Source organism: Haliea sp. (assembly GCF_040221975.1).
Taxonomy (GTDB): domain Bacteria; phylum Pseudomonadota; class Gammaproteobacteria; order Pseudomonadales; family Halieaceae; genus Haliea.
Window position 1 is genome coordinate 142,648 of the sequence record NZ_JAVJWR010000019.1, and the last position, 20,264, is coordinate 162,911.

Consider the following 20,264-nt stretch of genomic DNA (forward strand, 5'->3'; position numbering starts at 1 on the left):
ATGGCGGAGTTGATTGCACAATACCCCCTGCTCGCGGCCCTGATTGCGCTGGTCGGCCTGGGTGCACCGTTCGGAGCCCTGCTGGGCTTTGCCGCTGTGCGCTTTCGTACTGAGGGCGACCCCGTTGTCGACCAGATCAACGCCATTCTCCCGCAGACCCAGTGTGGCCAGTGCGGTCACCCGGGTTGCCGCCCCTATGCCGAAGCCATCGCCAATGGCGAGGCCATCAACAAGTGCCCACCGGGTGGCGAGGCCGGCATCCAGGCCCTGGCGGATCTGCTGGACGTGGAAGCACCGCCACTGGACGCCGAGCACGGCGAGGAAAAGGTCAAATCGGTCGCCTTTATCCGCGAGGATGAATGCATCGGCTGCACCAAGTGCATCCAGGCCTGCCCGGTGGATGCCATCCTCGGTGCCGCCAAGCAGATGCACACCGTCATTGCCAGCGAATGCACTGGCTGCGACCTCTGCGTGGAGCCGTGCCCAGTGGACTGTATTGACATGATCCCGGTGGCGGAAGGACTGCAGTCCTGGCACTGGCGGCTGCCGGAACCCGCCAGCCGCAACGTCGACATCATCGCCACCGATAGCGAACCCGCCGAGCGTGCTGCATGAGGCGGGTGTTCGACTTCCACGGTGGCATTCACCCCGCCGAGAACAAGCATCAGTCACTGCGCAATCCGATCCAGAGCGCAGGCACCCCGCCACAGCTTGTCCTGCCCCTGTCCCAGCATATCGGTGCACCTTCGCGACCGCTGGTACAGGTGGGAGAACAGGTTCTCAAGGGCCAGATGATCGCCGAGGCTGGCGGCCATGTCAGCGTACCGCTGCACGCACCCAGCTCCGGCACCGTGGTCGCCATTGAAGACCGGCCCATACCGCATCCTTCGGGCCTGAGCGCACCCTGTATCGTCATTGACTGCGACGGTCGCGATGACTGGATCGCGCACCAGGGCGTGGCGGATTTCCGCGACTGCGAGGCGACCGAGCTGCTGGAGCTGATCCGGGCCGCCGGTATCGCCGGCATGGGCGGGGCCGGTTTCCCGGCGGCGGTCAAACTGGCTGGCAAGCCCGGCGCGACGATCAGGACCCTGATCATCAATGGCACCGAGTGTGAACCCTATATTACCGCCGACGATATCCTGATGCAGGAGCGGGCCAGTGAAATCCTCCAGGGTATTGCCATCCTCAGTCACATTCTGCGCCCTGAGGAAGTGCTGCTCGGGGTGGAGGACAACAAGCCCGAGGCTATCGTCGCGCTGAACAAGGCCGCAACCGGCACCAATGTGGCGGTGGTGACCTTCCCCACCAAATACCCGTCCGGCGGGGAAAAGCAGCTGATCGAAATCCTCACCGGCAAGCAGGTGCCCAGCGGCGGCTTGCCGGCGGATATCGGCATCGTCTGCCAGAATGTGGGTACTGCGGTGGCGGTGGCCGATGCCATCCTCCGCGGGCAGCCGCTGATCTCCCGCATTACCACCGTGACCGGAGAGGCCGTTGCCGAGCCCCGCAACTTCGAGGTGCTGCTGGGGACTCCGATGCAGCATCTGCTGGATCTCGCCGGCTTTCGGCCGGAACAGTGCGAGCGCCTGGTCATGGGCGGCCCGATGATGGGCTTTACCCTCGCCGGTCCGCAGGTGCCGGTGGTCAAAACCAGCAACTGTCTGCTGGTACCCAGCACCACTGAGCTGCCTGCCCCGCCGCCAGCCCAACCCTGCATCCGTTGCGGTCTCTGTGCCGAAGCCTGCCCCGCCAGCCTGCTGCCGCAGCAGCTGTACTGGTTTGCCCGCGGCAAGGAAACCGACAAGCTGGAGCAGCACAATCTCTTTGACTGTATCGAGTGCGGGGCCTGCTCGTGGGTTTGCCCCAGCTACATCCCGCTGGTGCAATACTACCGCGCCTCCAAGGCGGACATCCTGCAGCAGCGCCGCGACCACGAGAAGTCCGAACAGGCGCGGCTGCGTTTTGAAGCCCGTCAGGCCCGTATCGCACGTGAAGAGGAAGAGCGCGAAGCAAAGCGCGCGGCGCGCAAGCAGGCGGCGGAAAAGAAGGCTGCACTGGCGGCGGCCGAGGGCGGCGAAGATCCCATCCAGGCTGCCATTGAGCGCGCGAGAGCGAAAAAAGCGGCCCAGCAGGCCGGGGGCGAAGCAGACCCGCCGGCCGTGTCGCCGCTGGAATCGCTGCGACAGAAACTGGCCAAGTCTGAGCAGCGCCTGGCCCAGGGCCGGGAAGCGGGCGAAGACGCCAAGATCATCACTGCCCTTGAGGCCTCCGTAAAGCGCCTGCAGGGCAAGATCGCCGAGGCAGAAGCAGCCGCGGCGGATACCGTCGAGACCGAGGCCCGCGAATGACACTGATCAGGGTCAGCTCGCCCCACGCTCACGGCAGCGTCAGCACTGGTTCGGTCATGCGCCAGGTGCTGCTGGCCACCGTGCCCGGCATCGCGGTGCTGACCTGGTTCTTCGGTTTCGGCACCCTGGTCAACGTGCTGTGGGCCTGTCTGGTGGGGGTCGCCTGCGAAACCCTGGCGCTGACCCTGCGCGGTCACTCCCCCGCATTCTACCTGAAGGACTGCAGCGTTCTGGTGACCTCGGTGCTGCTGGGTATTGCCCTGCCGCCCTACGCACCGTGGTGGCTGATCGCCATCGGCGTGACGTCGGCGGTACTGATGGCCAAGCACCTCTACGGCGGGCTGGGTTACAACCCCTTCAATCCCGCCATGGTCGGCTACGTGGTGCTGCTGATTTCCTTCCCCATGCAGATGACAGCCTGGGCGCCACCCCGCGGCCTGGCGGACGTTCCCGACCTGTGGCAGGCGCTGCAGGCCTGCTTCCAGCCGGCGAGCTACGACGCCGTGACCATGGCCACGCCGCTGGATGTGCTGCGCCAGAATGACAGCCTGCTGCTGGAGGACCTCTGGCAGGAGACCGCCCAGTTCGGGCGCTGGGCCGGGATCGGCTGGGAGTGGGCCAATCTGGCCTTCCTCGCCGGCGGCGCCTGGCTGCTGTACCGGCGCATCTTTACCTGGCACGCACCCGTGGCCATGCTCGCCGCACTGGCCCTGATGGCCGCGCTGTTCCACGACGGCGGCAGCTCCGCCAGCGGCGGCTCGCCCCTGTTCCACCTGCTGAGCGGGGCAACCATGTTCGGCGCCTTCTTCATCATTACCGACCCGGTATCGTCCGCGGTCTCGGTGCGTGGACGGTTGGTGTTCGGTGCCCTGATCGGTGTCCTTGTCTACCTGATCCGGGTCTGGGGCAACTACCCCGACGCGGTCGCCTTCGCGGTGCTGATCGCCAACTTCGCTGCGCCTTTCATCGACCACTACACCCAGCCCCGCACCTATGGCCACCGCAAGGCCGGGGGGGAACCCTGATGCGCGTACTCGGCTCCATCACCCGCAACAGTGCGCTGCTGGCCCTGTTCGCCCTGTCGACCGCGCTGCTGATTGCCGGCACCTGGCTGCTGACCAAGGACACGATCGCCGGGGAGCGGCGCAAGGCCGAGGAGCGGGCACTGCTGGAGATCATTCCCCGGGAGCGCCACGACAACACCATGCTCGACGACACCCGCCCGCTGGCTGCGGGCAGTCACGGCCTGGGCCTGCGCGAGGATCGCCCCCTGTATATCGCGCGCCTTGAGGGTCAGCCGGTGGCGGTAATCGTGCCGGTTTTGGCCCGCGACGGCTACAGTGGTGACATTGAGCTCATTGTGGGAGTGAATGCCGACGGCAGCATCGCCGGTGTGCGGGTGCTGAGCCACCGGGAAACCCCGGGGCTGGGGGACAAGGTAGACCTGAAGAAATCAGACTGGATACTGGACTTCGACGGTCACTCCCTGGGCAATCCCCCGCCCGCAGGCTGGGCGGTGCGCAAGGACGGTGGCGTATTCGACCAGTTCACCGGCGCCACCATCACCCCGCGGGCCGTGGTTGCGGCCATCCTGCGGGTACTGCAGTATGTCGACAGCGAGCGCAGTAGCCTGTTTGCCGTCGAGGCACCCGCGGGAGAGGCATCATGAGCACACCCAGCTACAGCGAACTGACCCTCAACGGTTTGTGGAAGAACAACCCGGCACTGGTGCAGTTGCTGGGCCTGTGCCCGTTGCTGGCGGTAACCGGCAGCGTCGTCAATGCCCTGGGCCTGGCGGCGGCCACCACCCTGGTGCTGGTCTGCTCCAATACCGCGGTATCGCTGATTCGCAATGTGGTTTCCGACGCCATACGCTTGCCCGTGTTCGTGATGATCATCGCCTCCGCGGTCACCTGCGCCGAACTGCTGATGCAGGCCTTCGCTTTCGAGCTGTACCTGATCCTGGGGATCTTCCTGCCCCTGATCACCACCAACTGCACCATTCTGGGCCGCGCCGACGCCTTTGCCAGCAAACACCCGGTCGGACCCGCGCTCTACGACGGCCTGCTGATGGGATTGGGTTTCGGGGTGGTGCTGGTGTTGCTGGGCGCCCTGCGCGAGCTGTTGGGCACCGGAGCCCTGTTCGCCGACATGCAACTGCTGTTCGGTCCCGCCGCTGCCAGCTGGAAAGTGGTGCTGGTGGCCGACTACCAGCCTTTCCTGCTCGCCATCCTGCCCCCGGGCGCATTCATTTTTACCGGGCTGCTGATTGCGGGCAAGAACCTGCTGGATCGCCAGATCAAGCGCCGCCAGGATGCATTGCGGAGCAAGCCGGTCAAGGGTGCCAAGCGGGTCAGGGTGACCGGCACCATCAGCTGAGCTGACCGCGAGTCAGGCGCCGTCCGCGCCCATCGCCACCAGGGTGTCCAGCAGTGCGTCCACCGCCGCATCGTCCATGCCCCGGTTATCCGCGTCGCAGCTGTAGCTCACGAACAACAGCACGGACCCTGCGGCCAGGTACCACTCCCGCACTGCTGCGTCCTCCTCTGCAAAAGTGGCCTGCCAACCACTGAAGTCGCCGCAGCTCGTCTTCTGCCAGCGCTGCGGGGCGGCCGATTCCTCCTCGGCAATGCGGAGCAATTCCCGGGCGTCAAAAGCACCCTGCTCTTTGTGCAGGGTGGTAATCTCGAGGCAACCGACATCATCCTCGTCACCGACCAGGATGGTGCCATCCTCATCCGTATCAGCCCACCATTCCGGCGCCAGGGCCATGGACCACCACTCGGTTTCCAGCACGTTCATAGCTTCCTCACAGATCCAGCGACATCAGGATTGCATCCTCCCGCCCCGGTGGCAGGGGATAGTAGTTGCGCCGCGTGCCGTCGACATGAAAACCGCGGGACGCGTACAGGCGGCGGGCACCGGTATTCGACTTGCGCACCTCCAGCAGGCAGCGGCGGGCACCGGACGCCAGCAGCGCGTCGATCGCGGCGTCGAGCAACAGCAGGCCGTAACCCCGGCGGCGAGCGGCGGTGGCGACGACAATATTGTAGATGCTGCCGTCATCAAACTCGGGAGCAAAGACCACCAGGCCCTGCAGTTCGCCGTCCAGCTCCAACAACAGGGCGCGCTCCCGATTGTCGGCTACCGGTGTACAACTGCGTAAATACTGCGCTTCGGTCCAGGGCCAGGGTGACGATGCCGCATCCAGGCGCGCCATCTGCGGGGCATCGGCCGGCAGTCCCGGCCTGACAGCAGGCACGGCTAACAACCCAGCGCGACCAGCGCCTGCCAGGCCTCACGCTTGCGCTGCGGTGCCGCCAACAATTCCCCGGTAGCGGGCAACAGCACGATGGGCACCCCGTCCAGCTCCGGCTGCAGCAGGTGCTCCCCCGCTGCCGGGCCCAGCAACACCAGGGCGCGGCACTGGCGGTCCTGTACCTGACGCAGGACAAAGCCGGTGAGCGCCGCTGCGGCCGCGCCCGCACTCAAGTCCAGCTGGCGATTGCTGTGCAGGGGCCAGTCGAAGCGTGTGACCTGCGGGGTCTCCTGTTTGCGTGCCAGGGCAAAGGCCATGGCGCGGATCAACTGCAGTCGCTCCGGGGCCAGCTCCGGTTCGGCCAGCGGCTCCAGCCACAGACAGTCGCCTGCGATCACCGCGGCCAGGTGGAATCGCGGAATGCCGGCATCCGGGGTCGCGGCCCTGGTCGCTTGCTCGCGGGTTGCAGGTGCGGGCCTGGAGGCCTTGCTCCTGACATCCAGCCGGGGGGTTGGGGCGGCAGGTGCGGCCACACTGGCGGGGGCAATAGCCGAACGTGAGCCCGGTGATGGCTGCCCACTCCGGGGGGGCACCGCGGCTCTCGCAATCGCCACGCGAGGAGCGCTGGGTGCCGCGCCCGGCAGCGGCCTTTTCGCCACCAGCAGTTGCAGGCCCAAAGCGTCGAGGCAGGCAAGTTTGTGGAGTTCGCGCGAGGTCGACATTACCATTCCAAATTCGGGACAGGGCCAAGTCTACCAGCTTTCTGCGGAGGCACTAGTGGGCTAGAACCAGCGCCAGCCATGGTCGCTGAAGAACCGCACCCCGGAGCGCAGGAACCACCAGCGATGGCGCCAGCCCTTGGCCGCGCTGCCACCCCCGTAGTGGCGGACCCGCATCCCCGGAAGGTACTCGACCTGTCCCTGCGCCGCCAGTCGCAGGGACAGGTCGAAATCCTCGAAGTAGAGAAAGTAGCGCTCGTCGAAGCCACCTGCCGCCCGCAGCGCGGTACCGCGAACCAGCATGAAGCAGCCACTGGCCAGGGGCACTGGCGCGGGCACACAGGCAGCGTGGAGGTCGTGCATTTCATAGCTCGCCAGACGATCGGCGAACAACCGCTGCAGCGAGGCAGGGGCAAAGGCCCGCAGGACCAGCACAAGGACTGTCGGCAGCCGCTTGCTGAGGTAGGCCGGGCCGCCATCGCCAGCCTCACCTCGCGGGCACACCAGGACCACCTGCGGGTGCTCGCGCAGGTACTCGAGGCCCTGTTGCAGCACATCTGCCGCCATGGCCACGTCGGGGTTGAGGACCAGGTGCAGGTCGGCCGCATGGCGCCTGAACGCTTCATTGTGCCCCGCACCGTAACCGGCGTTGACCGTCATCTCCAGCAGCTCGCAGTTGAAACCTGCCTCATCCCACGAATGGCGCTCAAGGAGCTGTTGCAGGGCCCCGTGGTACTCGCCGCAGACAGAGTTGTCGACCACTGCCAGCGTCACCGCACCGAGCAGCCCTGAACTGCGGGCTGCCTGCACCGCCCCAACCAGAGTGCCCAGGGTTTCATCCAGGCGCACCAGCTCGCTGTGGTACAGGACTACAGAGACACACAGGTGGGGCAGCTGGGCGGGCGGCGAGGTCATTGGCCGGCATGGTAGCAGCAGCCACGGGTCACAACCTAGCCTTGGGCTGCTACTATCGCTGCTCACCCCCAGCGATGGCATCCAACCCATGAACAACGCCCGCTCCCCGCGTCGCTTCCGTTTTGGCCCGGGCCTCCTGGTGACCGCGGCCTTTATCGGACCGGGTACCATCACCACTGCCAGCAGTGCCGGTGCCCATTTCGGCTTCGCCCTGTTGTGGGCCCTGCTGTTCTCCGTCGCGGCAACTCTGGTGCTGCAGGAAATGAGTGCCCGGCTCGGTCTGGTTACCCGCGAGGGCCTCGCAGAAGCCATGCGCGCCCACTTTCGCAGCCCCCTGTTCGGCAAAGTCGCAGTGCTGCTGATCGTGGCTGCGGTGGGCTTTGGCAACGCGGCCTATGAGGCCGGCAATATTGCGGGGGCAGCCCTGGCCCTCAACAACCTGTTCAATCCCGGTGACGGGGTCTGGGCCATCGTCATCGGCGCAAGTGCCGCCCTGCTGCTCGCCAGCGGCCGCTATCGGCTGCTGGAGGGCACACTGATCCTGCTGGTTGTCACCATGAGCATCGTCTTCCTGCTGACCGCAGCGCTGGTGGCCCCGGCCGCGAAAGATGTACTGCTCGGCCTGCTGCGACCCACCCTGCCCGAGGGTTCTGTCATGGTAGTGATCGCCCTGGTGGGTACCACCGTCGTGCCCTACAACCTGTTCCTGCACGCCAATGCGGTGCGGGAAAAATGGTCGGCCGAGGTACCGGTCGACCAAGCCATACGCGAATCGCGGCTGGACAGCGGGCTCTCCATAGGTCTCGGCGGCCTGATCACCCTCGCCATTATGAGCACCGCGGCGGCGGCATTCTTCAGTACCGGACTGGCGTTCGAGGGTGGCTCCCTGGCCCGGCAGCTGGAGCCCCTGCTCGGCCCCGCGGCCGGCTACGTCTTCGCCGCCGGCCTGTTTGCGGGTGGCTTCACCAGTGCAATTACGGCGCCGCTGGCGGCCGCCTACGCCGTCTGTGGCGCTCTCGGCTGGCGCAACAGCCTTTCCGCGCCCGGCTTCCGCCTGGTCTGGGTGACTGTCCTGCTTACCGGTACGCTGTTCGCCGCCCTGGGCACCCGGCCGCTGACCGCAATCCTGTTTGCGCAGATGGCCAACGGCCTGCTGCTGCCTGTGGTCGCGGTATTCCTGCTGCTGGTGATGAACAGCCGCAAACTGCTGGGGCAACACACCAACGGTATCGGCGCCAACCTGCTCGGCGCCATCGTGGTGGCCGTAGCCGTCGGCCTCGGTGCGGTCAAGCTGCTGGGCGTGGCCGGTTGGCTCTGAAGCCATTGTTCCGGCTTTTTCTCCGGGAAAGTGCTTGCCAAAGCGAGCCGCTCTTGGAATATTGGGGCGAGGTGAGCAGAGACCGCGGCGACGGTCGGGGACAGAACGCTCCATTGTTTGTGCAGAAAATCACAAAAAGTGTCTATCATCATGTTATTTATACAGTTTTGCTTTTATAACCGTGCTAACCTGTGGACGGATTGATCTGTTCAGGTAGCGCCTGCCGGGCATGGGTCCGGTCGCAAAATAAGACGTTCTCCACAATAGCGGGCACAAGGGGAAGACAATGATTACTCGGTTTGCCACTCTAACCAGCCGATTCGCAGTCGCGATCGCCCTGTCACTGGCCCTGTTCGCCTGCGGTGGCGGGGGTGGCGGCGGCGGTGGGGGCTTCCTGCCGGAGCCAGGCCCCGACGATGTCACCTGGTTCCTGTCGCTGGCGCTGCTGGATGCGAACGGCAACGCTACCAGCACCGTGACCTCGACCACCCCCGCCACCCTGCAGGTGAAGGTCAACCGGACCCGTGCCAGCGGCACGCCGATCGCGGACGCAGTGGTAACCGCATCCACCACCCTCGGCGCCTTCGTGCCGGACAACGGCACTGCGCTGACCGATAGCGACGGCGTCGCCACCCTGCAACTGAACGCAGATGGCACGCTTGGGGCCGGCACCGTCACCGTGACTGCGGACGCACCCGCAGGTACCGTCTCGGCGACGATCAACTTCCAGGTGGTACCTGCCGCGCTGCGCCTGGGCTACTTTCAGGACGGTGCTTTCCTGGCCAACGAAATAGGCATTGAGCCGGCATCGGAGCTGGTTGCGAATGGCTCCGCGCAACTGTTGATCGCGATCGTCGACGAAGACGGCCTGCGCGTGGACTCGGAGGAGAGCATACGCATCAGCAGCGAGTGCCTGGTCACCGACAAGGCCACGCTGGATCCACCCAGTCCCATCACGACCACCACCGGCCAGGTCAACGTCACCTACACTGCCGCGGGCTGCAGCGGCGATGACAGCCTGACGGCCAGTCTTGAAGGCGGCTCCGGTCAGGCCATTGGCGTCGTCAGCATAGCCGAGCCCGCGGCACGCAGCCTCGGCTTCGTCAGCGCCACACCCGATACCATCGTTCTCAAGGGGACCGGCGGTGGTCCCGGTCGCCAGGAATCATCTACCGTTGTATTCCAGGTCATCGACAGCAACAACAACCCGCTGGGCGGGGTGCGGGTCAATTTTGCCCTGACCACGGAAACAGGGGGGCTGCAGCTGTCGCCGTCTTCCGGCGTCAGCAATGCAGACGGCGAGGCCAGCGTTACCGTATTCTCCGGCAACATCCCGACGCCGGTTCGCGTCATCGCCAGCATCGTTGTCGACGGGCGAACCCTGTCGACAGTATCCGATGTGCTGGTCGTGAGCACTGGCTTGCCCGACCAGAACTCCATCAGCCTGTCGGTTGAAGGCGGCTTTGTTGTCGAGCAGGGCTTCACCGTCGACGGTATCGAGCGAACCCTGACAGTCAGGATGGCTGACAAGTTCAACAATCCCGTGCCGGACGGCACTGCGGCCACCTTTACCACTGAATACGGCACGATTGATCCGTCCTGTGCCACCGGCATCGCCAATGGCCAGCGCCTGACCGGTACTCCGCAATCCGGTTCCTGCAGTGTACTCTGGACCAGCGGTCAACCCAGAACCCCGAGCTTTGAGGCCGGGGACCGTATTGTCAGAATTGACGACCCGGAATCCTATGGCACCTGCCCCAGCCACAACGGCAGACCGAACGGCAGAAACGGCGGTTTCCCCTGCCCCGATGATCTCGGTCCGGTGCGCGGTGGTCGTTCCACGGTCCTGGTCTATGCGGTGGGGGAGGAATCCTTTATCGACCGCAACGGCAACGGTATCATGGACGAGGAGGAGCGGGACCTGTTTGTGAATCTCAGCGAGGCGTACATTGACCACAATGAAGACGGCCGCTTCAACCCGGTAATGGATTGCGCCGACGCTCCCGACAGCCTGGCCTGCATCTCCGGCTTCGAGGAGACGTTCGTCGACTTCAACAGTGACGGCCGTTTCAATTTCAATGATGTCAACGCGTTCACCAACGAAGGGCCGGCTGTCTACAACGGCCTGCTGTGCCCCCGGGAAGGCGATGGGGTCTGGTGCAGCCGCGAGCTGGTCAACGTGCGCGACCAGACCGTCCTCATTCTTTCAGCAGATCCGGCGTGGGAAATGATCCTCGTCAACAACCGCACCCGCGGTATTGCTACCCGGGTCAACGAGGCGGACGTGTTCACCGTCTACGTCTCGGATATCTTCAACAACAAGCCGCCCGCGGGCTCAACCATTAGCGTGGAGGCCAGCGGCGAGTGCACCATTGAGATCCCGACGGAAGATGTCACCGTCCCGGTCAGCGCCGCGCCTGGCGCCTTCGGCTTCCTGCTGCAAACCGGCGGCGACGGTGGTGACGGCAGCGTCAATATCACCCTCAACCCGGCGGGTGATTCCGGGCCGTTCACCCGGACCTTTGCCTGCATCTCCTCCCCGCCCCCGGACCCGTGTGAGTTCTCACCGACCGATCCGGCATGCGTTGGCCCCTGAGGGCACTGAGGCTTGAGTGATCGGGGCCAATCTTGTTGGCCCCGATCGCTTCCTTTCAGTCCCGCGTGGTCTCCCAAGCCTCTCCCGCCAGCATTGAACTCACCCAGTCCGACACGGTCACGCCGCCGGCAGTCTGCTGCAGGTCGCCGATAAGGAATGTGTGGTCGACTCCGTCGGCGACAAAACTTCTGAACCGCTCGGGATAGGACGCCTCCAGATCATCCAGCTCCGGGATCAGCGCCGCTTCAAAAGCCTCGCCGCCCACCTGCACAAAGGTAACGGCAATCACGTTGTCGCGGGTGTAGCTCATCATCCCCAGGCGCAGGTTGCTGTCTTCCTCGAGCTGGTACTTGTGGTAGTCGGTGGTATGGCCATCGTCACCGATACAGGTATCACAGCTTTCCGGGAAGAAGGCCGTGGCATTCCATTCGGTCAGCAGCCGGGTGATGAATTCGGGCTGATCAATACGGCCGAGACCGATCCCGGAGTCGTTGATCAGATCGATGGGCACACCGGGGTAGAGCTGGCGTACCAACGGCAACGCATAGGTACTACCAAAGGCCCCGGCACTGACGCCGGTCAGCACAATGCGCCGGGGTGAGGGAAAGGTGTTCACGGCCACATCCAGAGAGGCGGAAAGGTTGTGCAGGCCGCGATGGAAACGGTCCGCTTCGCCATCATCATCGGTGTCCACGTCCTGGTCCCCTGCATGCAGCGAACCGTCACAGTAGGGCAGGTATGCCATGCTCATGCCGGCCAGCGGGTTGTCGACGCGGGCCGGGTCAAGAACACCCAGGGGGGGAATGCCAGGCGCCGCCTCCTCGGTGGCAAGACACAGGTCCGACCAGCAGGCACCGCCGCCCTGGAGGAAGATCACCAGGTCCTCGGAGCCGGTATCGCGCGTTGCCATGGTGTACTCGCCACCGGTGAGACACAGGGGGCCGTCGCCAGCGCCGAAGGTGTGATTCACCACCTCGCCGTCCTGCTCTGAGAGCATTGGCGTGTACTGCCCCAGATAGCGTGCAATGCCCTGGTCCAGCAGTTCCTGGAAGGGCACTGCCTCCGGCTCCACCACTTCCGGTGGCGGGGCGGTTGTCAATGGGCGGTCACTGCTGTCAGAGCAGGCCGCAAGCAGGGGCAGCAGAGCCCCCAATGCCAATGTCAGAGGCCGCCCGCCCAGGCGCACAGGCGCCAGGGGATCCTGGATCCGCAATTTTGTCATTCTTGATTCTCCACGATTATCCGCAGTGACCCGATAGTCAGCTGCAGAGGCACAAGATGCAGAGTCACGGCACCGGTTGCAAGCGTGATATCCGGGTAAAAAATTGTACGTTCAGTTGATCTCGCACAAGCGTAACCCTTGCTAGCCTGCCACCACTGCACTAAGTTAGATGCAGGGTGTTGTAAAACATAACAAGGACAAGTATGACAACAGGACGCTGGAAACGCTGGTGGCAGGCTTTGCGCCGGCCCTCGGCCCGCTACTCGGTGTTGACACTGCTGGTTGGCGGCATGGCGATTGGCCTGACCGGGTGGGCCGCGCTGGACTTCGGCATGGAGGCCACCAGCACCGAGGAGTTCTGCCTGAGCTGCCACGAGATGCGCGACAATCCCTGGCCGCAACTGCAAAAGACCAGCCACTACAACAATGCCGCCGGCATCCATGCAACCTGCGCCGACTGCCATCAGCCCAAGGAATTCATCCCCAAGGTCGCGCGCAAGATCGAAGCTTCACGCGAGGTGTGGTGGAGCCTGATGGGCCTGATTGACACCCCGGAGAAGTACGCCGCCCACGCCCCGGCAATGAAGGCGCGGGAAATCGCCCGCCTGCGCGCCAACGACTCCCAGGAGTGCCGCAACTGCCATGTGGTGGAGCGGATGCAACTGGAACTGCAGTCGGCCAAGGCGCAGGAGTACCACCAGGCCATGGCCAGCAACGGCAAGACCTGTATCGACTGCCACGCTGGCATCGCCCACCCCGACAACTCCGGGCAACCACTGGCGGACCGCGAATGAACGCCGTTTCAGGAGGACATCATCCCATGCCTGCCCGACTTCTGCTCCTCACCCTGATGTTCGGCGCCCTGGCCACCCTGAATGCGGCGGCCGCCGAGCCGGGCTACGCTGAAAACAGTCCCGAGTCCTGCATTGGCTGCCACGACTTTGGCGACAGCTCACCGGTCCACCCCCTGCTGCAGGGTGTACATGGTGCCAGCGACCGGGCAGGCACACCGATGGCCGAGCGCGGCTGCGAAGAATGCCATGGCCCCAGCGCCGCCCACAGTCGCGCGCCCACCCAGGTGGCGCCCGGGGTCAGCTTTGGTCCGCGCTGGACCACTGCCGCCGCCAAGCAGGATGGGCAGTGCCTGGCCTGCCACGGCGACGATAGCGCCCGCCACTGGGAGGGCTCCCATCACCAGCAGCAGGATCTGGCCTGCGTCACCTGCCACGACGTCCACACCGCCCGCGACACCGTGCTGAAACCACCGGGGCAAGCGGAAGTCTGCACACTGTGCCACAAGCAGCAGCGGTCCGGCATCCACGGCCTCGAAGAGCGGGTCCAGTTCAATCCTGCCTGCAGCAGTTGCCACAGCCCCCACGACAGCAAGAGTCCACACGGGGTCATGCTGGACAACCGTTCCGAGGGCTGTGCCAGCTGTCACAACCTGGTCACCATGGCAACTGACCCCGCCGTGTCGGACAAGGCCAAGAGCTACCACAAGGTCATGGCGCAGACCGACAAGACCTGCCTTGGCTGCCATGTCGGCATCGCCCATGTTGCCGCAGCAGGCGTGGCGCCGTTGATAACCGAGGCCAGCAGCAGCCGCAGGGTCACACTGTTCTACCCCGGCCAGTCAGACAGTGAGTGGCTGCTGAGTGAGCACCCGGGTTCCCAGCCCCTGCGCCAGGGCAGCAGCTGTCAGCAGTGTCACCGGGGCGACGAGCCCGCCATGGGCGCGGCACTTGCCGACGGCGAATTCGCGCCCGCGACTCGCGAACTCAACGTCAGGTTCGGCACGGATACCGGCGAGCTGGTGGTAAACATCGACTGGAGTGGCACTGCCGCGGAGCAGGACCTGGCCCTGATGTGGGGTGACCGGGGCAACGACGAACTGACCCGGGCCGGCTGCTTCGCCGCCTGCCACAGTGACATGCCGGGAATGACCCGGGACCGGGGCCAGCAACTGGACAAGTACCTGCTGGCTTCGCGCCTGCAGGAGCGCCAGATCGGGCGCCCGCCCGTGGTCCGGGACGAGGCCGAACTGGCCGCGCTGCGGGAGGCCGGGAATTTCGCGGAGCTCTGGCGCGTCAAGCTGCAGGACCCGGTTGCGGTAGAGAGCGGCGCCCTGTTGGCAGGTATCAACTGGCACCAGGACAGCCTGGTCAAGAGCAGCGCGCAATTCCGGGACGGGCGCTGGCAGGTTACCTTGCGCCGCCCCCTGAAGCCCATGCCCGGCGGCCTGTCATTCGCGCCTGGGCGCGAACTGACCCTCGGCATCGCCCTGCACGGTGCCGACAACCCCGGCGGCGAACACTGGATCTCCCTGCCCATGACCTTCGCCACCGATGGTATCAACACCGACTTCAGGGCGGATTGATGCCCATGCGCTGGTTGCTGCTGACACTGGCCCTGTGCCTGCCTCCTTTCGCCAATGCGGCGCAGGAGGACGGCGCTGATTGCCTCCGCTGCCACACCATCACCGCGGATGTAGCAGTGCATGCGATCTTCCAGACCGTACACGGCGCCCTGGGCGGCGGCGGTGCCGACAGCTGTGTCGGCTGTCACGGTGCCAGTGCCGAGCATGCGCGCGACCCAACCAGTATCATGCCCGGCGTCAGCTTTGGCCCGCGCTGGCAGTCGCCAGAGGAGGAGCGTACCAGCAGCTGTCTCAGCTGCCACAGCGGCGGCAGCGCCCTGCACTGGGCCGGTAGTGAACACCAGCGCGAGGGCATGGCCTGCGACAGTTGCCACGACAGCCACCGGCAGCAGGACCCGGCACTTGCCACCGGATCACAACAGGCCTGCCTCGACTGCCACACGCGGGTGCAGGCGGAATTGCTGCTGCCCTCCCGCCACCCCATAGCCGAGGGCAAAACCACCTGCAGCGACTGCCACAATCCCCATGGCAGCCTCGGGGACGCCAGCTTGCACCAGGCCTCCATCAATGACAGCTGCCAGCAATGCCACCAGGAAAAGCGCGGACCGTTCCTGTGGGAGCACCCGCCGGCGGCCGAGGACTGCAGCCTGTGCCACCGTCCCCACGGCGCAATCCACGAGCGCCTGCTCACGGCCCGCGGCCCCGCCCTGTGCCAGCAATGTCACGTAGCCGCCTTCCATCCCAGCCTGCCCTACGGTGGCGAGGGACTCGGCGGCGGCAGCCGCAACCAGAATGTGCTGGGCAAGAACTGCCTGAACTGCCACAGCCAGGTTCATGGCTCCAACCACCCCTCGGGCGCCAGGCTGACGCGATGAGACGACGGCCATCCCCAGCGCGAACCCGGCGCCCGGCATGGCGCCCTGTCCTGCTGGCATCCACCTGCCTGGCCGCGAGCGTAGCCAGTGCCCAGGACCGCTTCGCCGGGTTGCTGGAAGAAACGCGGCCGCTGGCCACCCGCTGGCAAACCGACTATCGCGGCAGCCTGGAGCTGGGGCTGGGTATCAGCAGCGCCGACAGTTTCATGGCAGGGCAGTACAATGGCCTGCAGGACCAGGGGGGGACCCTGCTGGGCAACCTGGAATGGCGCCGCTTTACCGGCGCCGAGAGCTACTGGCAGGCGTCGCTGTCGGACCTGGGGCTGGATACCCGGGAAGGCGAACTGCGTTGGGGCATTCCAGGCAAGTTGCGACTGAGCGCCGGCTTCGACCACCAGCTGCAGGTACGCAACAATAGCGGGGCTACCCCGTTTGTCGGCGATACGGCGCTTAGCCTGCCTGCGGACTGGGTCAGCGGCCTCACCACCGCCAGCTGGACCGCATTGCCGGATTCACTGCAGCGCTTCGACCGTGAGCTGGAACGCAACAACTACCACCTGGCCCTGGACAGCCGGCTCAGCGATGACTGGCAGCTGGATTCCAGCCTGCGCTACAGCACCCGCAAGGGAACCGGGGACGTGGGCGGCGCCATCTATATTGACGCGGCCTCCGGCGACGCCGCGCTGCTGCCGGCGCCAGTCGACCACCGCACTGTGGAGGCGGATGCCAGCCTGGGCTACAGCGGTGAACGCCTGCACCTGCGGGGCAGCCTGGCCTGGTCCGACTTCGACAACCGGGATGACGCCCTGCGCTGGCAGAACCCCTACAGCAGCTTCGGTCCACGCGTGCGTTACCCCGCAGGAGAGGGTGCCCTGGCGCTGGCACCGGACAACAGCCAGGCCAGCGTGAGGCTCAACGGTCACTACCTGTTCACGCCACGGCTGCGCCTGCACTTTGACGGCAGTCACGCTGTGGCAGAACAGGACCAGTCACTCCTGCCGTACTCCGCGAACCCGGCCCTCACGGCGGCAGAGCCGCTGCCACGGGACAGCTTTGACGGCGAGGTCGCGACCACTCACAGCCGGGCCAGACTGCAATGGCAGGTGCGTCCCAAGCTCGATGTCCAGCTGAGCTACCGCCTGCGCGATCGCGACTACAGCACTCCCCGCGACGGCTACCGCTATATCCCCGGGGACGGTGGCGACCAGTCCCGCCCCGAACTGACTGTCTACAACCGTAGCCACGATCTGCGCAGCCATGTGCTGGAGCTGGAAGCAGGCTACCGGCTGCCCCTGCGCGGCAAGCTGGCCCTGGGCTATGCCTGGGAGGAAATACAGCGACGCAATGCAGCCACCGAGGACACTGTCGAGGACCGCTACAGCCTGGAGTACCGGGTCCAGCCCTGGCCGTCCCTGGGCGCAAAACTGGGCCTCACCCTAGCCGATCGCGCCGCCGACACCTACCAGTGGGACCAATCCTGGTATGCACTGCTGGACAGCGACCTGATCAACGCAACCCCCGACAGCCAGCGCTACAGCAACCATCCATTGCTGAGCCAGTACTACCTCGCCAACCGCGAGCAGCAACAGCTGAAGCTGGACCTGAACTATAGCCCCGACCCGCGCTGGAGCGTGAACCTGAACCTGCTCTGGCGCGAGGACGATTTCGACAAGTCCGTACTCGGGGTCACCGAGACCCGGCTGCGAAGCGCGCAGCTCGCTGCCAGCTACCTGCCCCACACCAGCCTGCAGCTCAACCTCCATGCCGGCCTCGACCGCTACGAGGCGGACCAGGGCAGCCGCGCCTTTCGCGGCGGCCAGGAAAAGAATGCCTTCGTCACCCAGGCTCCGCTGCCGCAAGCCAGCGACCCGGCGCGCAACTGGTTCCTTGCCAACCGCGACGACAGCCTGGTGCTGGGCACTCACCTGCAGTGGCAGCCACAGGAGCGGCTGGAATTTGAATTGGACTACCGCTTTGTCGACACCCGGGCGCGGCAGGATTTCAGCCCGGTGGCGGCGGCAGACCTGGACCCGGCCGACTTGCCCAGCGTGAACACTCGCTTGCACCAATTCGATGCCAGCGGTCTGTGGCACTGGCAGGAAGCGGTGTCCATTCGCCTGCAGTATCGCTACTACCGCTACCAGTCCGATGACTGGGCCTGGGACGGCGTGGCAGCCAATACCATCGACAAGGTGCTGACCTTCGGCCAGCACAATCCCAACGAAACCGTGCATTATGTGGGCCTGTCAGTGCTGTACCGCTGGCAATGAGGCTCAGGGAGAGATCGGACATGAGAAGCTTTGGTGCAAGGACAGTACTGGCGGGCCTGCTGGCGCTGCTGGTCGCCTGCGGTGGCGGAGGCGGCGGCGACCGCGCCCCGGGGGTTGAGCCCGGCCCCACGCCACCGGGAGGCCCGGTTACGCCGCCTCCACCGGTGATCCCGGAGACCAACCCGGCGCCCTTTGCGGAGGCCCGCGAACTGTTCCCGTTCATCACCAGCGTAACAGTACCCGGGGACGGCCGTCCGGTAGTCGAATTCCAGCTCAGCGACGAGCGCAATAACGCCATCATCGACCTGACCCCGGCCAATGTGCGCTTTATCATCGCCAAGCTCACCCCCTCTGCCGAGGGCAATCTGACCGGCGACTGGCAGTCCTATATCAACAGAATCGAGCAGCCCGGCGTCGGCCCGGGCACACAGGCGCGGCTGCAGGCGACCACCGAGGCCAACGGTGAACTCAGTAACAACGGTGATGGCAGCTATCGCTATCGCTTCGCCACCGCGATCGACGCCCTGCCGGAGTCCATCCTGGCCCAGGCTGACATCGAGGACGTGGACCTGAGCTACGATCCGGCACAGACCCACCGCGTCGCCATCCAGTTCGCAGGCGGCCAGGTACCGGCTAACCCGGACTACGACTTTATCCCCGCAACGGGGGCCACCGGGAACATCTTCCGACGCGAGATCGCCAATACCGCCAGCTGCAACAGTTGTCACGACCAGCTGGCCTTCCACGGCGGTGGCCGCGTCGAGATGAACTACTGCGTCACCTGTCACAATCCCGGCTCCACCGATGCCAACAGTGGCAACACGGTGGACATGAAAGTGATGATCCACAAGATCCACATGGGCGCCGAGTTGCTCAGCGTGCAGGCCGGCGACGAGTACGCCATCTACGGCTTTCGGGACAGCAAACACGACTACTCGGGGTTGCGCTATCCACAGGACATCCGTCTCTGTGTCAATTGCCACGCCGGCACCGCGACCGGTGGCGACCGCGCCGGGGTGTTCCTGAGCAGCCAGGGAGACAATTGGGCGGAGTATTCGTCGATTGCTGCCTGCGGCAGCTGTCACGACACCTTTGACTTCAGCCGCCACGCCGGAGGCCAGGAGGACGACTCCCGCTGCGCCAGCTGCCACGCCCCCGGCGGCCGCGCCGGCAGTATTGCCGAGAGCCACCGCATCCTGTTCAACGAAGCCAGGCAGGCCTTCGGGGCCGAGGTCCTTGGAGTCGAGAACAGTGCGCCGGGAGAGCAGGCCCGGGTCAGTTTCCGTCTCCGCAACCCGCTTTCCGGAGAAGATTACGACCTCGCCAATGATCCAATCTGGCAACGACCCGGCAGCTCGCTGAATGTGCGCCTGGCCTGGGACACACGCGACTACCACAACACCGGCAACGACAGCCCGGCAGCCAGTTCCATCGCCACCAGCGCCCTGTCAGCCGCCGTGCCCAGTGGGGACGGCAGCTATAGTGTCACCATGAACCTGCCTGTTCCGGATGGCAATGTCGCACCCGGTATCGCCGCCACCGGCAGTGGTGTCGCCATTGTCGAAGGGCGAGCAGCCCTGGACCTGGAAGGTGACGGCAACCTCACCAATGTGCCGGTGGGCGATGCCCATGCCTTCTTTTCGATCGACGAAGCCGACGGCATGGCCGCAGCGCGCCGCCAATCGGTGGAGCTGGACAAGTGCCTCGCCTGCCACGGCTCACTGGTATTCCACGGCAGCAACCGTGCCGATAACATCGACAGCTGCGTCAGCTGTCACAATCCCCGCAATACAGACAGGAATGTACGCGGCATCGCGGCGTCGCCGCCCACCGATGGCAAGCAGGAGGAGTCGATCGATTTCAAGTCCATGATCCACGCCATCCACGCCCCCTCGATACGCGACAATCCTTTGCAGGTAGTGGGCTTCCGCGGCTTTACCACCTATGTCTACGATGAAGACCTGGTGCACTATCCAGGACGCCTGGATAACTGCCTCGCCTGTCACACGGATGACGGCTACACACTGCCGCTGGCGGACGGCGTGCTGGCCACGACCGTCAATACCGGCGACAACCGCGAGGACCCGCGCGATGACACCGTGGCCACACCCATGGCCACCGCCTGTGCCGGCTGTCACGATGACACGGTCGCCAGGGCACACATGAGCAGCAACGGTGCCGACTTTGCCACTACCCAACAGGCCATCGACAGCGGCGAGGTCGTGGAGCAGTGTGCGGTCTGCCACGGTGAAGGCCGCTCCCAGGACGTTTCCAGGGTACATGAATTGCGGGCACTGCCAGGATTCTAGAACCAGTGTTCGCAAAAACAGAACATGGCATTCAATATATTCCAATATACTGA

The 20,264-nt window shown here is 65.2% G+C and carries 17 protein-coding genes; 12 read left to right on the forward strand and 5 right to left on the reverse strand.

What is annotated here, in order from left to right:
* The 5 genes from rsxB to RLO07_RS08265 are packed head-to-tail and all read left to right on the forward strand — an operon-like array spanning position 1 to position 4,730.
* On the forward strand, positions 1–615 hold the full coding sequence (gene rsxB / locus RLO07_RS08245; RefSeq protein ID WP_462291662.1) for an electron transport complex subunit RsxB: 615 nt from the start codon (positions 1–3) through the stop codon (positions 613–615).
* Positions 612–2,351, forward strand: a complete 1,740-nt coding sequence (gene rsxC, locus RLO07_RS08250; protein WP_462291663.1) for an electron transport complex subunit RsxC — start codon at positions 612–614, stop codon at positions 2,349–2,351. The genes rsxB and rsxC overlap by 4 nt, the downstream gene beginning before the upstream one ends.
* On the forward strand, positions 2,348–3,376 hold the full coding sequence (gene rsxD / locus RLO07_RS08255) for an electron transport complex subunit RsxD (RefSeq protein ID WP_462291664.1): 1,029 nt from the start codon (positions 2,348–2,350) through the stop codon (positions 3,374–3,376). Before rsxC ends, rsxD begins: the two co-directional genes overlap by 4 nt.
* The gene (gene rsxG / locus RLO07_RS08260) at positions 3,376–4,020 is read left to right on the forward strand and encodes an electron transport complex subunit RsxG (protein WP_462291665.1); all 645 of its coding nucleotides are present in this window, start codon (positions 3,376–3,378) and stop codon (positions 4,018–4,020) included. Before rsxD ends, rsxG begins: the two co-directional genes overlap by 1 nt.
* Positions 4,017–4,730 (forward strand): electron transport complex subunit E, encoded by a 714-nt coding sequence (locus RLO07_RS08265; protein WP_462291666.1) that lies wholly within the window; start codon positions 4,017–4,019, stop codon positions 4,728–4,730. Before rsxG ends, RLO07_RS08265 begins: the two co-directional genes overlap by 4 nt.
* 12 nt (positions 4,731–4,742) lie before the next feature.
* Here the strand turns inward: RLO07_RS08265 and RLO07_RS08270 are convergent, their stop codons facing one another.
* The 4 genes from RLO07_RS08270 to RLO07_RS08285 are packed head-to-tail and all read right to left on the reverse strand — an operon-like array spanning position 4,743 to position 7,244.
* Entirely contained in the window at positions 4,743–5,153 is a 411-nt protein-coding gene (locus tag RLO07_RS08270; protein WP_462291667.1) for a hypothetical protein, read from the reverse strand.
* Between the two features lie 7 nt (positions 5,154–5,160).
* Complete coding sequence (locus tag RLO07_RS08275; protein WP_462291668.1) at positions 5,161–5,613, reverse strand: GNAT family N-acetyltransferase; 453 nt, start codon at positions 5,611–5,613, stop codon at positions 5,161–5,163.
* A gap of 2 nt (positions 5,614–5,615) precedes the next feature.
* Positions 5,616–6,332, reverse strand: a complete 717-nt coding sequence (locus RLO07_RS08280; protein WP_462291669.1) for a hypothetical protein — start codon at positions 6,330–6,332, stop codon at positions 5,616–5,618.
* A 60-nt stretch (positions 6,333–6,392) separates the two neighbouring features.
* On the reverse strand, positions 6,393–7,244 hold the full coding sequence (locus RLO07_RS08285; RefSeq protein WP_462291670.1) for a glycosyltransferase family protein: 852 nt from the start codon (positions 7,242–7,244) through the stop codon (positions 6,393–6,395).
* Between the two features lie 88 nt (positions 7,245–7,332).
* Here RLO07_RS08285 and RLO07_RS08290 point away from each other — a divergent pair, with 88 nt between their 5' ends.
* Complete coding sequence (locus tag RLO07_RS08290; RefSeq protein WP_462291671.1) at positions 7,333–8,562, forward strand: Nramp family divalent metal transporter; 1,230 nt, start codon at positions 7,333–7,335, stop codon at positions 8,560–8,562.
* A 286-nt stretch (positions 8,563–8,848) separates the two neighbouring features.
* Positions 8,849–11,158 carry a hypothetical protein gene (locus tag RLO07_RS08295; RefSeq protein WP_462291672.1) on the forward strand — a complete coding sequence of 770 codons (2,310 nt, stop codon included), beginning with the start codon at positions 8,849–8,851 and terminating at the stop codon, positions 11,156–11,158.
* Between the two features lie 55 nt (positions 11,159–11,213).
* On the opposite strand, the gene RLO07_RS08300 is transcribed toward RLO07_RS08295, so the two are convergent.
* Positions 11,214–12,380, reverse strand: coding sequence for a pectin acetylesterase-family hydrolase (locus RLO07_RS08300; protein ID WP_462291673.1), 1,167 nt, complete (start codon positions 12,378–12,380; stop codon positions 11,214–11,216).
* A 203-nt stretch (positions 12,381–12,583) separates the two neighbouring features.
* On the opposite strand from RLO07_RS08300, the gene RLO07_RS08305 reads away from it, so the two are divergent.
* From RLO07_RS08305 to RLO07_RS08325, 5 genes are read left to right on the forward strand one after another with little or no spacing between them, the layout of a single operon-like run.
* Positions 12,584–13,174, forward strand: a complete 591-nt coding sequence (locus RLO07_RS08305; protein WP_462291674.1) for a NapC/NirT family cytochrome c — start codon at positions 12,584–12,586, stop codon at positions 13,172–13,174.
* A gap of 26 nt (positions 13,175–13,200) precedes the next feature.
* Complete coding sequence (locus RLO07_RS08310; RefSeq protein WP_462291675.1) at positions 13,201–14,757, forward strand: cytochrome c3 family protein; 1,557 nt, start codon at positions 13,201–13,203, stop codon at positions 14,755–14,757.
* 5 nt (positions 14,758–14,762) lie between these two features.
* Positions 14,763–15,632 (forward strand): DmsE family decaheme c-type cytochrome, encoded by an 870-nt coding sequence (locus tag RLO07_RS08315; protein WP_462291676.1) that lies wholly within the window; start codon positions 14,763–14,765, stop codon positions 15,630–15,632.
* Positions 15,629–17,902, forward strand: a complete 2,274-nt coding sequence (locus RLO07_RS08320) for an MtrB/PioB family decaheme-associated outer membrane protein (RefSeq protein WP_462291677.1) — start codon at positions 15,629–15,631, stop codon at positions 17,900–17,902. The genes RLO07_RS08315 and RLO07_RS08320 overlap by 4 nt, the downstream gene beginning before the upstream one ends.
* 20 nt (positions 17,903–17,922) lie before the next feature.
* Complete coding sequence (locus tag RLO07_RS08325; protein ID WP_462291678.1) at positions 17,923–20,211, forward strand: OmcA/MtrC family decaheme c-type cytochrome; 2,289 nt, start codon at positions 17,923–17,925, stop codon at positions 20,209–20,211.
* The last annotated feature ends 53 nt before the right edge of the window (positions 20,212–20,264 follow it).

Excerpts from the sequence above, each read along its gene's own strand:
- RLO07_RS08320 (WP_462291677.1), top strand. The coding sequence starts at position 15,629 with ATGAGACGACGGCCATCCCCAGCGCGAACCCGGCGCCCGGCATGGCGC.
- RLO07_RS08325 (WP_462291678.1), top strand. The coding sequence starts at position 17,923 with ATGAGAAGCTTTGGTGCAAGGACAGTACTGGCGGGCCTGCTGGCGCTG.
- rsxB (WP_462291662.1), top strand. The coding sequence starts at position 1 with ATGGCGGAGTTGATTGCACAATACCCCCTGCTCGCGGCCCTGATTGCG.
- RLO07_RS08305 (WP_462291674.1), top strand. The coding sequence starts at position 12,584 with ATGACAACAGGACGCTGGAAACGCTGGTGGCAGGCTTTGCGCCGGCCC.
- RLO07_RS08300 (WP_462291673.1), bottom strand. The coding sequence starts at position 12,380 with ATGACAAAATTGCGGATCCAGGATCCCCTGGCGCCTGTGCGCCTGGGC.
- rsxD (WP_462291664.1), top strand. The coding sequence starts at position 2,348 with ATGACACTGATCAGGGTCAGCTCGCCCCACGCTCACGGCAGCGTCAGC.
- RLO07_RS08315 (WP_462291676.1), top strand. The coding sequence starts at position 14,763 with ATGCGCTGGTTGCTGCTGACACTGGCCCTGTGCCTGCCTCCTTTCGCC.
- RLO07_RS08270 (WP_462291667.1), bottom strand. The coding sequence starts at position 5,153 with ATGAACGTGCTGGAAACCGAGTGGTGGTCCATGGCCCTGGCGCCGGAA.
- RLO07_RS08285 (WP_462291670.1), bottom strand. The coding sequence starts at position 7,244 with ATGACCTCGCCGCCCGCCCAGCTGCCCCACCTGTGTGTCTCTGTAGTC.
- rsxC (WP_462291663.1), top strand. The coding sequence starts at position 612 with ATGAGGCGGGTGTTCGACTTCCACGGTGGCATTCACCCCGCCGAGAAC.
- rsxG (WP_462291665.1), top strand. The coding sequence starts at position 3,376 with ATGCGCGTACTCGGCTCCATCACCCGCAACAGTGCGCTGCTGGCCCTG.
- RLO07_RS08310 (WP_462291675.1), top strand. The coding sequence starts at position 13,201 with ATGCCTGCCCGACTTCTGCTCCTCACCCTGATGTTCGGCGCCCTGGCC.
- RLO07_RS08295 (WP_462291672.1), top strand. The coding sequence starts at position 8,849 with ATGATTACTCGGTTTGCCACTCTAACCAGCCGATTCGCAGTCGCGATC.
- RLO07_RS08280 (WP_462291669.1), bottom strand. The coding sequence starts at position 6,332 with ATGTCGACCTCGCGCGAACTCCACAAACTTGCCTGCCTCGACGCTTTG.
- RLO07_RS08290 (WP_462291671.1), top strand. The coding sequence starts at position 7,333 with ATGAACAACGCCCGCTCCCCGCGTCGCTTCCGTTTTGGCCCGGGCCTC.
- RLO07_RS08265 (WP_462291666.1), top strand. The coding sequence starts at position 4,017 with ATGAGCACACCCAGCTACAGCGAACTGACCCTCAACGGTTTGTGGAAG.